At 61.8% G+C, this 13,691-nt stretch carries 12 protein-coding genes; 2 read left to right on the top strand and 10 right to left on the bottom strand.

The window, feature by feature from the left end:
- Window position 1: 1 nt before the first annotated feature.
- Both DNK50_RS10140 and DNK50_RS10135 read right to left on the bottom strand, forming a co-directional pair.
- A complete protein-coding gene (locus tag DNK50_RS10140) occupies window positions 2-3,067 on the bottom strand; it encodes an efflux RND transporter permease subunit (protein WP_112193843.1) in 3,066 nt (1,021 codons plus the stop codon).
- Between the two features lie 6 nt (window positions 3,068-3,073).
- A complete protein-coding gene (locus DNK50_RS10135) occupies window positions 3,074-4,174 on the bottom strand; it encodes an efflux RND transporter periplasmic adaptor subunit (RefSeq protein ID WP_112193841.1) in 1,101 nt (366 codons plus the stop codon).
- 93 nt (window positions 4,175-4,267) lie between these two features.
- On the opposite strand from DNK50_RS10135, the gene DNK50_RS10130 reads away from it, so the two are divergent.
- Window positions 4,268-4,903, top strand: coding sequence for a TetR/AcrR family transcriptional regulator (locus DNK50_RS10130; RefSeq protein WP_099583379.1), 636 nt, complete (start codon window positions 4,268-4,270; stop codon window positions 4,901-4,903).
- Window positions 4,904-4,906: 3 nt separating this feature from the next.
- Here DNK50_RS10130 and DNK50_RS10125 read toward each other — a convergent pair whose 3' ends face one another.
- Window positions 4,907-5,689 (bottom strand): class I SAM-dependent methyltransferase, encoded by a 783-nt coding sequence (locus tag DNK50_RS10125; RefSeq protein WP_112193839.1) that lies wholly within the window; start codon window positions 5,687-5,689, stop codon window positions 4,907-4,909.
- 96 nt (window positions 5,690-5,785) lie between these two features.
- Here DNK50_RS10125 and DNK50_RS10120 point away from each other — a divergent pair, with 96 nt between their 5' ends.
- The gene (locus tag DNK50_RS10120; RefSeq protein ID WP_112193837.1) at window positions 5,786-6,406 is read left to right on the top strand and encodes an energy transducer TonB; all 621 of its coding nucleotides are present in this window, start codon (window positions 5,786-5,788) and stop codon (window positions 6,404-6,406) included.
- Between the two features lie 3 nt (window positions 6,407-6,409).
- Here DNK50_RS10120 and DNK50_RS10115 read toward each other — a convergent pair whose 3' ends face one another.
- The 7 genes from DNK50_RS10115 to ppc all read right to left on the bottom strand — a co-directional run bounded on the left by DNK50_RS10115 (window position 6,410) and on the right by ppc (window position 13,626).
- Window positions 6,410-7,108, bottom strand: a complete 699-nt coding sequence (locus DNK50_RS10115; protein WP_099583382.1) for an extensin family protein — start codon at window positions 7,106-7,108, stop codon at window positions 6,410-6,412.
- 3 nt (window positions 7,109-7,111) lie between these two features.
- Entirely contained in the window at window positions 7,112-7,939 is an 828-nt protein-coding gene (locus DNK50_RS10110) for an oxaloacetate decarboxylase (protein WP_112193835.1), read from the bottom strand.
- A gap of 27 nt (window positions 7,940-7,966) precedes the next feature.
- On the bottom strand, window positions 7,967-8,827 hold the full coding sequence (locus DNK50_RS10105; protein ID WP_112193834.1) for a DUF72 domain-containing protein: 861 nt from the start codon (window positions 8,825-8,827) through the stop codon (window positions 7,967-7,969).
- Window positions 8,827-9,117, bottom strand: a complete 291-nt coding sequence (locus tag DNK50_RS10100; protein ID WP_099583385.1) for a hypothetical protein — start codon at window positions 9,115-9,117, stop codon at window positions 8,827-8,829. Before DNK50_RS10100 ends, DNK50_RS10105 begins: the two co-directional genes overlap by 1 nt.
- 161 nt (window positions 9,118-9,278) lie before the next feature.
- Window positions 9,279-9,965: a tRNA (adenosine(37)-N6)-threonylcarbamoyltransferase complex dimerization subunit type 1 TsaB gene (gene tsaB, locus DNK50_RS10095; RefSeq protein WP_112193832.1), complete on the bottom strand. Its 687-nt coding sequence runs from the start codon at window positions 9,963-9,965 to the stop codon at window positions 9,279-9,281.
- 90 nt (window positions 9,966-10,055) lie between these two features.
- Window positions 10,056-10,703, bottom strand: coding sequence for an adenylate kinase (adk, locus tag DNK50_RS10090; RefSeq protein WP_057021888.1), 648 nt, complete (start codon window positions 10,701-10,703; stop codon window positions 10,056-10,058).
- 295 nt (window positions 10,704-10,998) lie between these two features.
- Window positions 10,999-13,626, bottom strand: coding sequence for a phosphoenolpyruvate carboxylase (gene ppc / locus DNK50_RS10085; RefSeq protein WP_112193830.1), 2,628 nt, complete (start codon window positions 13,624-13,626; stop codon window positions 10,999-11,001).
- Window positions 13,627-13,691: the final 65 nt, after the last annotated feature.

The following is a 13,691-nucleotide window of genomic DNA, read 5'->3' as shown; positions in this document are numbered from 1 at the left end:
ATTACGCGACGTCCTTCCTCACTCGGAACCACGCAGCATACAGGGCCGGCAAGAACAATAGGGTCAACGCCGTCGCCACAATCAACCCACCCATGATCGCCACCGCCATCGGCCCGAAGAACACACTGCGCGACAGCGGGATCATCGCCAGTACAGCGGCGAGTGCCGTCAGCACAATCGGGCGGAAGCGTCGGACGGTGGCTTCGATAATCGCCTGCCACGGCGCCAGGCCGGCCTTGATGTCTTGTTCGATCTGGTCCACCAGAATCACCGAGTTGCGCATGATCATGCCCGACAAGGCAATGGTCCCCAGCATGGCCACGAAACCGAAGGGCTGGCGGAACGCCAGCAGGAACAGCGTGACGCCGATCAAGCCCAGCGGCGCCGTGAGAAACACCATTGCCGTGCGTGAGAAGCTGCGTAGTTGCAGCATCAGCAGGGTCAGCACCACCACAATAAACAGCGGTACACCGGCCTTCACCGAGTTCTGCCCGCGCGCAGAGTCTTCGACGGTGCCGCCTACCTCCAGCAGGTACCCGTCCGGCAACTCGGCGCGTATGTCCGCGAGGGTCGGCAGAATTTGTTGAACCAGGGTCGCCGGTTGGTCCTTGCCGTAGATGTCGGCGCGCACGGTGACTGTCGGGAGGCGGTTACGGTGCCAGATGATGCCTTCCTCGAATCCGTATTCGAGGGTGGCGATCTGGGACAGGGCCACGCTTTTACCGTTGTCGGTCGGCACCGCCAGGCTAGGCAGCAGCGACAGTTCGGTGCGCTCGTGAACGGTGCCGCGCAGGAGGATCTCGATCAATTCGTTGTCCTCCCGGTATTGGCTGACGCTGGAGCCGGTGAGTGAACTCTGCAGGAATTTCGACAGGTTGGCAGTGCTCACGCCAAGGGCGCGTGCGCGATCCTGGTCGATATTGAGGTAGACGATTTTGCTCGGCTCTTCCCAGTCCAGGTGCACGTTGACCACATGGGTGTTTTCGCGAACCTTGGCCGCGACTTTACGTGCAAGGGCGCGGACTTCTTCGATGTGCTCGCCGGTCACGCGAAACTGCACCGGGTAGCCCACGGGCGGTCCGTTTTCCAGGCGTGTGACGCGCGAACGCAGGTCGGGGAATTGTTCGTTGAGGGTTTCGATCAGCCAGGTGCGCAGGCTTTCACGCTCCTCGATGGTGTTGGCCAGTACCACAAATTGCGCGAAGCTGGCGGCTGGCAGTTGCTGGTCCAGCGGCAGGTAGAAACGCGGCGAACCGGTGCCGACGTAGGCCACGTAGTTCTCGACGCCGGCATGGTCTTTGAGCATGGCTTCCAGGCGTTTGACCTGATCGGCGGTGTTGCTCAGGGAGGCGCCTTCGGCCAGTTTCAGGTCGACCATCAGTTCCAGACGGCCAGAAGCCGGGAAGAACTGCTGCGGCACAAAGCGGAACAACGCCACCGAGCCGATAAACAGCAGCAGTGTCAGCACAATCACCGTTTTGCGTCGACTGACGCACCACTCCACCAAACGTCTTACACGCTGGTAAAACGGCGTTCCGTAGGGATCCGGGCCATCAGCGCCGTGTTTGGCCGCATGAATCTTCGCCAAGTCCGGCAGGAGTTTTTCCCCCAGGTAGGGCACGAACACCACGGCGGCGACCCAGGAGGCCAGCAACGCGATGGTGACCACTTGGAAGATCGAACGGGTGTATTCGCCGGTGCTCGACTGCGCAGTCGCAATCGGCAGGAAGCCAGCCGCCGTGATCAGCGTGCCGGTGAGCATCGGGAAAGCGGTGCTGGTCCAGGCGAAACTTGCGGCCTTGAGCCGGTCGTAGCCCTGCTCCATTTTGATTGCCATCATTTCCACGGCAATGATCGCGTCATCCACCAGCAAACCGAGCGCCAGTACCAGTGCGCCAAGGGAAATCTTGTGCAGACCAATGCCGAGGTAATACATGGTGGCGAAGGTCATCGCCAATACCAACGGAATCGCAAGGGCCACCACCATGCCGGTGCGTACGCCGAGGGAAAAGAAGCTCACCAGCAATACGATCGCCAGCGCCTCGGCCAACACCTGGACGAATTCTCCGACACTGGTTTTCACCGCTGCCGGTTGGTCCGACACCTTGCGCAGCTCCATGCCAGCCGGAAGGTTCTTCTGCAAACGTGCGAATTCGCCTTCGAGCGCCTTGCCCAGTACCAGGATATCGCCGCCGTCGCGCATCGCCACGGCCAGGCCGATTGCATCAGCGCCCATGTAACGCATACGCGGTGCCGGTGGATCGTTGAAGCCACGGTGGATGTCGGCTACGTCGCCGATCCGAAAGGTCCGGTCGGCGACTCGAATGGGAAAGTCGCGGATCTGCTCCACCGTCTTGAAGTTGCCCGACACGCGCAGTTGCACGCGCTCGCTCGGGGTTTCAAAGAAGCCGGCGGTGGACACCGCGTTCTGCTCCTGCAACGCCTGCTGCACAGCGGCCAGGGGCAATCCCAGGGTGGCGAGTTTGAGATTGGACAGCTCGATCCAGATCTTCTCGTCCTGCAGGCCGAGCAACTCGACCTTGCCCACATCCGCCACCCGTTGCAGCTGAATCTGGATGCGGTCCGCGTAATCCTTGAGTACGGCATAGTCGAAACCGTCGCCGGTCAGGGCGTAGATATTGCCGAAGGTGGTGCCAAATTCATCATTGAAAAACGGGCCCTGGATATCTGGCGGCAAGGTCTGGCGGATGTCGCTGATCTTCTTGCGCACCTGGTACCACAGCTCGGGAATCTGCGCCGAGTGCATGGAGTCGCGGGCGATGAAGGTCACCGTGGACTCACCAGGGCGCGAGAACGAGACAATGCGCTCGTACTCGCCGGTTTCCATCAGCTTCTTTTCGATGCGCTCGGTGACCTGGCGCGAGACTTCCTGGGCGGTAGCGCCCGGCCAGTTGGTCTTGACCACCATGGCTTTGAAAGTGAACGGCGGATCTTCACTTTGTCCCAGCTTGGTGTAGGACAACGTGCCGACAACGGCCAGCAGGATCATCAGGAACAGTACGATCTGGCGATTACGCAACGCCCATTCGGAAAGATTGAAACCCATCGGGGACTACTCCTTGGCCGCCAGATTCACGACACGGTTGGAGCGATCCACAGGTCGCACTTGCTGGCCCTCGTGGAGCACATGCACGCCCGCGGCGATCACCCAATCGGTGGGCGTCAAGCCTTCCAGCACCGGTACGGTTTTTTCGCCGAAGGCACCGATGCGCACCGGCGTGCGCTTGAGGGTATTGTCCGGCTCCACACGCCAGACGTAGGACGCCCCATTCTCCGCACTAAGGGCAGACAGCGGCACCGACAGCGCAACAACGCCATCGGCCTGAATGAATACGCGGGCACTCTGGCCAAGTTCCGCCGGGACTTTGCCTGCGGTAAACGCCACGCGGGCGGCAAAAGTGCGTGATTTTGGATCGGCCGCCGGGGACAGTTCACGAATGCGTCCGGTAAAACGCTGGTCGGGCTGGCTCCACAACTCCACAGCTACCGGCTGGCCGACCTTGAAGCGACCAAAGCCCTGTTCAGGCAGGCTGATGAGCACTTCACGCTCGCCATCGGTGGCCAGTGTGAACACGGTTTGGCCAGCCGACACCACTTGGCCGACTTCCACCGCACGCTTGGCAACGACCCCGTCCTGGGGGGCACGGAGCACGGCGTAACCGGCCTGGTTGCTGGCCACATCGAATTCGGCCTTGATCTGCTTAAGGCGCGCTTCGCCGGATCGGTAGAGGTTTTCGGAATTATCGTACTGGGAACGACTGACCATCTGACGGTCCATCAGGGTCTTGTAGCGGTCGCGCTCAGCACGGACCAGGCTCAGATTGGCCTCGGCGGCGGCGACCTGGGCGCGGGTGGCCTCCAATTGCAGGCGTACATCCTGAGGGTCGAGTTCCGCCAACGGTTGGTTGGCTTTGACCCGCTCCCCCTCTTCCACCAGGCGTTTAATGACTTTGCCACCGATGCGAAAGGCCAGGTCCGGCTCGTAGCGAGCCCTTACTTCGCCGGGGTAGCTGTCCATCGACTGGGCCGACGGTTGCGGTTGCACCACCATCGCTGGACGGACGATGATCTGGGCCGGTTCTTCATGGCCGCAGGCGGCCAACAGGAAGACCAGACTGACAGGCAACGCAAAGGGCAGGAAAGTGCTGCGCATGCTGAAGGACCTTTCGCAAATGAAGCTAGGAATAATTATACTGGCCAGTATGTTATTAATACCAAACTCACCAGTCCAGTATTAAAGGTGAAAATGTCCGACAATCGCGTTAACACCAATAGCCCCGGGCGTCCCAAGGACATGGCAAAACGCCAGGCAATTCTCCAGGCAGCGAAAACCCTGTTTTTGGGGAATGGTTATGCCAGTACCAGCATGGATGCCGTGGCCCTTGAGGCGGGCGTGTCTAAACTGACCGTCTACAGCCACTTCACCGACAAAGAGACCTTGTTCACCGCCGCCGTGGTGGCGACGTGCGAGGAGCAGTTGCCAGTGATGTACTTCGAGCTGCCTGAGGGCATGCCGGTCGAGACTGTGTTGCTGAATATCGCGCGGGGGTTCCATCGGCTGATCAACAGCGAGGAGTCGGTAAACCTGCACCGCCTGATGATGACCACCGGCAATCAGGACGTGAAACTCTCCCGGATTTTCTTCGACGCCGGACCGATGCGCATGCTCCAGGGCATGGAACGCTTGCTCAGCAAAATCGACCAGAGTGGCGCCCTGAGCATCGATAAACCGTTTACCGCAGCCGAGCACTTCTTCTGCCTGCTCAAGGGCACCGCAAATTTTTGCCTGCTGTATGGCTGCGGCGGGCAACTGAGTGAAACCGCCGCCGAAGCCCATGTGCAGGAGGTGGTGGGGTTGTTTATGCGGGCTTACAGGCCTTGAACATCAGGGCTTGAGCGCTTTCTTGGGATAGATGTCATACCGGCTGGACTTGCCATCCAGCGCATGGCTCGGCTTTGGCCCTTCGATGCACGGCGCCTTGCGCGGGCGCTTGACCACTACACGGTGGCTGGCCAGGGCCAGGGCGGCGGCCAACAAGGCCGGTGCGTCCGGGTCATCGCCTACCAGCGGGCGGAACAGGCGCATTTCCTTCTTCACCAAGGCGGTTTTCTCACGGTGAGGAAACATCGGGTCGAGGTAGATCACCTGCGGCGGCTCGCCTTCCCAGTTGAGCATCACGTCGATGGAGTTGCCCTTGAGCAGCTTCATGCGCGCCACGATCGGCGCCACCTCAAAATCCTCTGCACCGCGCGCCAGGCCATCTTCGAGCAAGGCACCGATCAACGGTTGGCGCTCGATCAGGCTCATCTGGCAACCCAGGCTGGCCAGCACAAACGCGTCCTTGCCCAAACCGGCCGTGGCGTCCAGCACCCGTGGGCGCACGCCTTGGGCAACGCCTACGGCTTTGGCAATCATCTGCCCGCTGCCGCCACCGTAGAGCCGACGATGGGCCGCACCGCCTTCAACAAAGTCCACCCGCACCGGCCCTGGCGCGTCAGGCCCGAGCTGTTGCAGCTGTAGGCCCTGCTCGCCAACTTGCAGGGAAAAGTCCGCGTCCGCGAGCTGTAAAGGCAAGCCAAGCAGCGCTGCCCATTGCTCGGCGCGGGCCTTGAAACCTTCGCCCAAGGCCTCGACCTGAATGCGGCTGGCCGCTGGTTGTTCGCTCATCAATCACTACGCTCAAAAATATTAAGGATCGGCAAACAACGGCCGATAAAAATAACAGTCAGGTATTTTGCCAGAGCTGAGCGTCGACCGAGAAAAATGTCAGACATTCTCCCCCTAACCATCGGTGTACTGCCGACCCACAACCACTACGGCCTGCGCAATACTCAAGCGCTGGCCGGGGTGAGTCATGTGTGGCAGGATTTCTTCGCCCGCGCGCTGGCCGAGCAGCTTGGCGATACGCCGGGCGCGCTCGCCGTGCAGGCGCCAGCACCGGTGGACCCAGCGGTAGAACCTCACGAAGGCGCCGACCTGCTGTCGCAGATCCTCACGCAGCGTGAGTGCGACGTGAAAGACACCGAAATCGCTCCGCCTGAGCCACTGTTCCTGCCGATCGCCGAATTCGAAACCGAGTTGCTGCCACCGGCTGCGACGCCGTTCCCGGACGACGAAATCGTCGCCCAACAACGCCAGCAGAACTTCGAAAGCGGCTGGGTACGCCCCATCGTGCTCACCGCAGGCCAACCACTGCCCGAGCCAAGCCCGGCGCCGCAACCTCGCCCACTGCATTTGCCGATTGCCGAGTTCGAACTGGACCTGCTGCCGCCGCCCGCCACGCCGTACCCGACTGAAGAGCTGGTGGCCCAGCAAAAGGCCCTGGACTTCGACTACTACTGGGCACGCCCATTGATCGCCAACAACCTGCGCCTGGCCGCCTGAGCCTCAGCGACAGACCCACCAGCGCCCCATGTCCAGATGGAAGTGGTTGCGGTGCGCGGCATTGTAGTCCGGGCTCAACACCACGTTGAAATCATCACAGGCGCTATCGCGCACCTGACGCAAAAACCGTGCGCTGTCGCCCTCCCCCGGCCAATCCTTGAGCACGCTGATACTGCGCCCATCCGCCAGCCGAAACCCGGCGATATCCAAAGCATTGGCAGACGCATGCTGACTGAGGCGCCCCTCGGCACGACCATAGATATTGCGACAGGCGAAGCTGCCCAGATGATCGACCCGCGTGACCGCCTGGCCGAACACCGCCTGCGCCGCCGGTTGCAGGCTGTGACGCTCAAACAGCGCGAACGCCACCGCCAACGGGCAACTGGCGAGAAAGCTGCTGCTCAAGGCCACGTCGGCGCCCTGCACGCGCAAGGTATTGCGCAAAGGGCAAGCGGCGTCGGCGGGCGTGTCGGCCTGATGGCTGACGCGCAGGCCGGAGGTTTTCAGCACCTGGTCGCACAACGCCGGATCCTCCTGCAAACGCCCCAGCTTGTAGCGGGTCAACAGGTTAGGGCTGGCGCGCACATCCAGCGGCGCCCAGGGGTTCCATTCAGCGGGCAGCGGTACCCAGCCTCGCCATACGCCCACGCCAATCGCGCCGCCGAGCAGCAGTAACACGGCCAGTACTTTGAAAAAACGCACCGCTTAGTCCTTGAAGAACTGATTGGCTTGGCTGAAGGGCATCGAGCGTTCGGTGAAGGTAAAGGTGCCGAGTTCATAGACTTCCTGGGCCGCCCGGTAGAACTGACCATAGGCCGCCAGCGCCATGGCCGATCCCACACTGATGCGCTTGACCCCCATCGCGCTCAGTTGCGCCACGCTGAGTTTCAGCCCACCGGACATCAACACATTCACCGGTTTTGGCGCCACGGCCTTGACCACCGCCAACACCTCCTCGGCGCTGCGCAGGGCCGGCGCATACAGCACGTCGGCACCTGCTTCGGCGTAGGCTTGCAGGCGGCGAATGGTGTCAGGTAAATCCAGACGACCATGCAGGAGGTTTTCCGCACGGGCCGTCAGAGTGAAAGGGAATGGCAGACTGCGCGCGGCGGCGACGGCGGCTCGCACACGTTCGACGGAGAGGTCGAAGGCATAGATCGGGTCAGCCGCGATGCCCGTGGCATCTTCGATGGAGCCGCCGACGATGCCGCTCTCAGCCGCGCGCAGAATGGTCTGGGCACAGCCTTCGGGGGTGTCGCTGAAGCCGTTTTCCAGGTCGGCCGCCACCGGCAGTGCGGTGGCCTTGGCGATCATGGCGGCATTGAGCAAGGTGTCTTCCAGGGACAGCGCGCCTTCCGCATCCGGGCGCCCCAGGCTGAACGCATAACCCGCACTGGTGGTGGCGAGGGCTTCAAAGCCGAGGCTGGCGAGCATCACGGCGGAGCCCGCGTCCCAAGGGTTGGGCATCACGAAGGCGCGGTCACGCTCGTGCAAGGCCTTGAAGGTTTCGGCGCGTCGGGTTTGGGCATCCATGACTGACTCCTGGCGGGAAAAGGAGCCCTAGAGTAACCCCAGTTGTTCGGCTTCGGGTTGCCGATCCAGCGTTGGCAGCGCAGGCAGACCGGGCAGGCGTGCCATCAACTGGTCGTGGAAGCGCAGGGCCAGTTGTGCGGCGAGGCGGTTGTCCGAGGTGTGCAGAAACACATAGGGCGTGCGGCCCTCTTCGATCCAGCCGGCAATTTTTTCCACCCACGGGCCCAGGAACGGGTCGTTGGCCTCAAGCTCCGGATGGCCGATAAAGCGCACCTGGGGAAACTGGGTCAGCGCTGCAGGGCGCGGTGGTACCTTGGGCTTTTTGGATTGGGCATGCAGCACCGCTGCCGAGGTGGACGTGCAACTGAACAACGCACGCGGATCGAGGCAGATACGTTCGACGCCCCGATCACGCAACAGGCGGTTGAGCATGCGCTCGGCATCGCCCTTGGCGAAGAACTCCGGATGACGCACTTCAACGGCCAACGGGCGCGCCAGGCCATCAATAAAACCGGCCAGTTCCGCCAGGCGTTGTGGCGAGAAACTCGCCGACAGTTGCAGCCACAACGGCGAAACCCGCTCACCGAGCGGGCTCATCAAACTGACAAAACTTTCGGCCGCAGGCAATTGCTCACGCAAGTCGCCGCCATGGCTGATATCACCGGGGAATTTGGCGGTGAAGCGAAAATCGTCAGGCATGATTTCAGCCCAGCGCTGCACGGTAGCGACGGAAGGTCGGGCATAAAAAGTAGTGTTGCCTTCAACGGCGTTGAAGACTTGGGAATAGAGGGCCAGATAGTCGCTGGAACGCGCATCGGCGGGATACAGGTACTCGCGCCAGGCGTTTTCACTCCAGGACGGGCAACCGAGGTAGTAAGGCAGGCGCATCAGATGTGGATGTCGAGGCCCAGCACTTCCATATCCCATTCGACAAAGCCGGCGGTGGTCAGGTAGCTGGCCAGGGCGGTGGCAACGCTTTTGCTCATGGAGCGCGGGAAGACCATATCTTGTTGGCGGGCCGGAAGGCCGCTGATGCGTGCCTGGGAGTTGGGCTGTGCATCGGGCTGGACTTCGATGAAGTCCGGTGAGTCTTCGACGGACTCGTCTACCGTGACGTTTGCCTTACGCGGCTTGCGCTTGATTGGGTAGGACTGTGAGGAAAAGCCGTCTATACGCATCGATGCGAACTCGGTATCGGTGATGGCATTTTAGTGGCGCAATCCGTAGCGCGCAAATGCTCTGGTGATAACTAGAACACATAATTTGAAAAAGGTTTAAAAGCAGGGGCAAATTCTGACGATTGGCGCCGGATCACATCAAATTGCCACCACTTTTGATGTCACGCGATCCCGCGTTCTGCTTTGGTTTGTGCCACTTTATCGCGCAGATAAACCGGTGCAGCCAGATCAGCAGCAATTGCCTCACCGCGCTCGAAAGCAAAACGCGCAAGGCTCAACAAGTCTTCGGCGTGAGGCAACATGGCGGCGTCCTGGCCAACCAACCGAACGCCGATACGCTCGCCATAACCCCAGCCAGTGCCGGCACCGAACCAATCGCCGCTGGCATCGTCCGGCAATACCGACGACTCCGGTGGCTGCACAGCCTCAACACCCACCAGGCGCATTTCGCCAGCCGTTTCGCGGTAGCAGCCCCAGTACACCTCATCCATCCGCGCATCAATGGCCGCTGCCACCTGCGAAGCACCGTGCTCACGCCATGCGCGCTGAGCCAGGACGGCAAGGTTGGACACCGGCAGGACCGGGCGATCCAGCGCAAATGCCAGGCCTTGCACAACGCCAATGGCGATCCGCACACCAGTAAATGCACCCGGACCGCGGCCAAAGGCGATGGCATCGACGGCGGCCAGGGTGGTGCCCGCTTCGTCCAGCAGTTGCTTGATCATCGGCAACAGCTTCTGCGCGTGCAGGCGCGGGATCACCTCGTAGTGGCTCGTAACGGTGCCATTGTGCAGCAAGGCAACGGAGCAAGCTTCAGTCGCGGTGTCCAGGGCCAGCAGGGTGCTCATCGGTGTGGGTGTCCAAGTCGAAAAAAAGTGCGCCAGTATAAACAACAACGGCCCGCAAGCGGGCCGTTGTGTCGCAAGCCGATCGAAGGATCAGCTCAGTGCTTGCAGCACCTTGGCAGTGATGGCTTCTACCGAGCCAACGCCAGGGATGTGGCTGTACTTCGGCTTGCCCTGGGCAGCGGACAGCTTCTGGTAGAAGTCCACCAGCGGCTTGGTCTGCGAGTGGTAGACCGACAGGCGATGACGCACGGTTTCTTCAGTGTCGTCTTTACGCTGCACCAGGTCTTCACCGGTGACATCGTCCTTGCCTTCAACCTTCGGCGGGTTGTAGACGACGTGGTACACGCGGCCCGAGCCTTCGTGAACGCGACGACCGGCGATACGCTGGACGATTTCTTCGTCTTCAACGGCGATTTCGACCACTGCGTCCAGCTCAACGCCGGCCTTCACCAGGGCTTCAGCCTGGGGAATGGTGCGTGGGAAGCCGTCGAACAGAAAACCGTTCTTGCAGTCGTCCTGGCTGATGCGTTCCTTCACCAGGTTGATGATCAGGTCATCGGAAACCAGGCCGCCGCTGTCCATCACGCTCTTGGCGATCAGGCCCAGCTCGGTGCCGGCCTTGACGGCCGCACGCAGCATGTCGCCGGTGGAGATTTGTGGAATGCCGAATTTTTCAGTGATGAACTTTGCCTGAGTACCTTTACCGGCCCCGGGAGCTCCCAGCAGAATGACGCGCATTGATGTGCTCCTCAATTTTTATATAGAGATGACGCTCGGATTCACCGCGTTGGGGCAAATCTCGTAGAAGTGTGGCTCGTAGCAATAGGATTCGGGCCGCCCAAACGGCCAAAGGCTGATCAAGATACACAGCAGGCCTTAACCACACAAGCCGCCAAAAGTCGCAGGAACCGCGCCCGGCATGCGTCATAGGTAGGGTGTGCCTGAGTGCAACCCGGCCCTGTAAACGCCGACCGCCCTGTTCCGGGCGGTCGTTGTGGTTTATCTGCAAGCCGTTGAGAACACGCAAAAAACCTCAGCCGGTATTACGTAAACCGGCGGCAATACCGGCCACGGACACCAGCAGCGCTTGTTCCAGAGGGCTGTCCTGCGCCGCTTCCTGCTGGCGCGAGCGTGCCAGCAACTCAGCCTGCAACAGGTGCAAGGGGTCGAGGTAGGTGTTGCGCAGGCGGATGAACTCCAGGGTGTCAGGGCTATGGGCCAGCAGTTGCGACTGGCCAGTCAGGCCAAGCACCACGCCACAGGCCTGCGACAATAGGTCGCGCAAGTGCACACCCAATGGCAACAGATCCGGCTGGACCAGGCGCTCGTCATACAGGCGCGCGATATCGGCATCTGCCTTGGCCAGCACCATTTCCAGCATATCAATGCGGGTACGGAAGAACGGCCATTGCTCACGCATCTGTCCCAGCAGTTCGCCCTCGCCGCGTTCCAGGGCCTTGCTCAACGCGGCTTCCCAGCCCAACCACGCCGGCAGCATCAGGCGGGTCTGGGTCCAGCCGAAGATCCAGGGGATGGCGCGCAGGCTTTCTATACCACCGGCGCGGCGCTTGGCCGGACGACTGCCCAGCGGTAAACGGCCAAGCTCCTGCTCGGGGGTGGATTGGCGAAAATACTCGACGAATTGCGGATTTTCCCGCACCACGGCACGGTAAGCACTGACACCATCGGCGGCCAATTCGTCCATCAAGTGGCGCCAGGCCGGCTCGGGTGGAGGCGGTGGCAGCAGCGTCGCTTCCAACACGGCGGCCAGGTACAGGTTGAGGTTCTGCTCGGCAATGTCCGGCAGGCCGAACTTGAAGCGGATCATCTCGCCCTGTTCAGTGGTACGGAAACGCCCCGCCACCGAACCCGGCGGCTGCGACAGGATCGCCGCGTGGGCCGGGCCGCCGCCACGGCCGACGGTGCCACCGCGACCATGGAACAACAGCAATTCCACCTGCTGCTCACGGCAGATATCGACCAACCGTTCCTGGGCGCGGTATTGCGCCCAGGCGGCTGCGGTGGTGCCGGCGTCCTTGGCCGAGTCGGAGTAGCCGATCATCACTTCCTGCGGGCCCTGCAAGCGCGCACGGTAGCCCGGCAGCAGCAACAGTTGCTCGATCACCGGGCCGGCGTTGTCCAGGTCGGCCAGGGTTTCGAACAGCGGCACCACGCGCATCGGCCGCTGAACGCCCGACTCTTTAAGCAACAATTGCACGGCAAGCACGTCCGACGCAGCCCCGGCCATGGAGATGACATACGAGCCCAGCGATGCAGCGGGCGCGGCGGCCACTTCCTTACAGGTGTTGAGCACTTCGGCCGTGTCCGCCGATGGTTTGAAATAGCTCGGCAGCAGCGGTCGACGGTTGGCCAGTTCCTTCATCAGAAAGCTGATGCGTGCGTCTTCGTCCCACTCTTCGTAACGGCCCAGGCCCAGGTAATCGGTGATTTCGGTCATGGCCGCCGAATGGCGACTGGAGTCCTGGCGCACATCCAGCCGCACCAGGAACAGGCCAAAGGTGACGGCCCGGCGCAGGCAATCGAGCAGCGGGCCGTCGGCGATCACGCCCATGCCGCACTCATGCAGCGACTGGTAGCACAGTTCCAGCGGCTCCAGCAGATCGCGGTTGTTCTGCAACACCTCGGCCGGTGCCGGTGTGTTGCTGCTCAACGCGGTGTGCGCCCACTGGCGTGTGGCGCGCAGGCGTTCGCGCAGCTGCTTGAGCACGGCGCGGTAGGGTTCGACACTGTCGCCCACTTTGGCCTGCAATGCCGGGCTGGCGCGTTGCATCGACAGCTCGGAGGCCAAATGATCGATATCGCGCAAATACAGATCGGCGGCCATCCAGCGCGCGAGCAATAGCACTTCGCGGGTGACCGGCGCAGTGACGTTCGGGTTGCCGTCGCGGTCGCCGCCCATCCAGGAGGCAAACCGAATCGGCGCGGCTTCCAGCGGCAGGCGCAGGCCCGTGGCAGCGTGCAAGGCCTGATCAGCCTTGCGCAAGTAATTGGGGATGGCGTGCCACAGCGAATGCTCAATCACCGCAAAGCCCCACTTGGCCTCATCCACCGGCGTGGGTCGGGTGCGGCGGATTTCTTCGGTGTGCCAGGCTTCGGCAATCAACCGTTGCAAGCGTTGGCGGATCTGCTCGCGCTCGGCGGTAGTGAGGTCGCGGTGATCCTGCAGCGCCAGTTGCGCGGCGATGGCATCGTATTTCTGGATCAGGGTGCGGCGCGCCACTTCGGTGGGGTGGGCCGTGAGGACCAGGTCAATCTCCAGGCGCCCCAGTTGGCGGGCCAGGGATTCGTTGCTGTGACCTTCGCTTTGCAGGCGGGCCAGCAACTCCGGGAGTACGCGCGATTCGAAAGGCGCCGGCTGCGACTCATCGCGCCGGTGAATCAATTGGTACTGCTCGGCGATATTGGCCAGGTTGAGGAACTGGTTGAAGGCCCGGGCTACGGGCAGCAGTTCGTCTTCCTGCAATTGGTTGAGGCTGGTACTCAGCTCATCGCCAGCGCCGCGACGATCGGCCTTGGCGCCTTTGCGGATCTGCTCGATCTTGTCGAGGAAATCATCGCCGTACTGCTCTCGAATCGTGTTGCCCAGCAGTTCACCCAGCAGGTGAACATCCTCACGCAAGCGTGCATCGATATCACTCATCAGCCAATCTCCAGCCAGAAATCCGGGACGCGCAGGCCTGCCAGAGTGCCGTCAGCATCGTTTTA

The sequence above is a fragment of the Pseudomonas sp. LG1E9 genome (assembly GCF_003290225.1).
Taxonomy (GTDB): Bacteria; Pseudomonadota; Gammaproteobacteria; order Pseudomonadales; family Pseudomonadaceae; genus Aquipseudomonas; species Aquipseudomonas cyclaminis.
The sequence above is the reverse complement of the archived record's forward strand: the minus strand, read 5'-3'. Positions and strand labels throughout refer to the sequence as shown.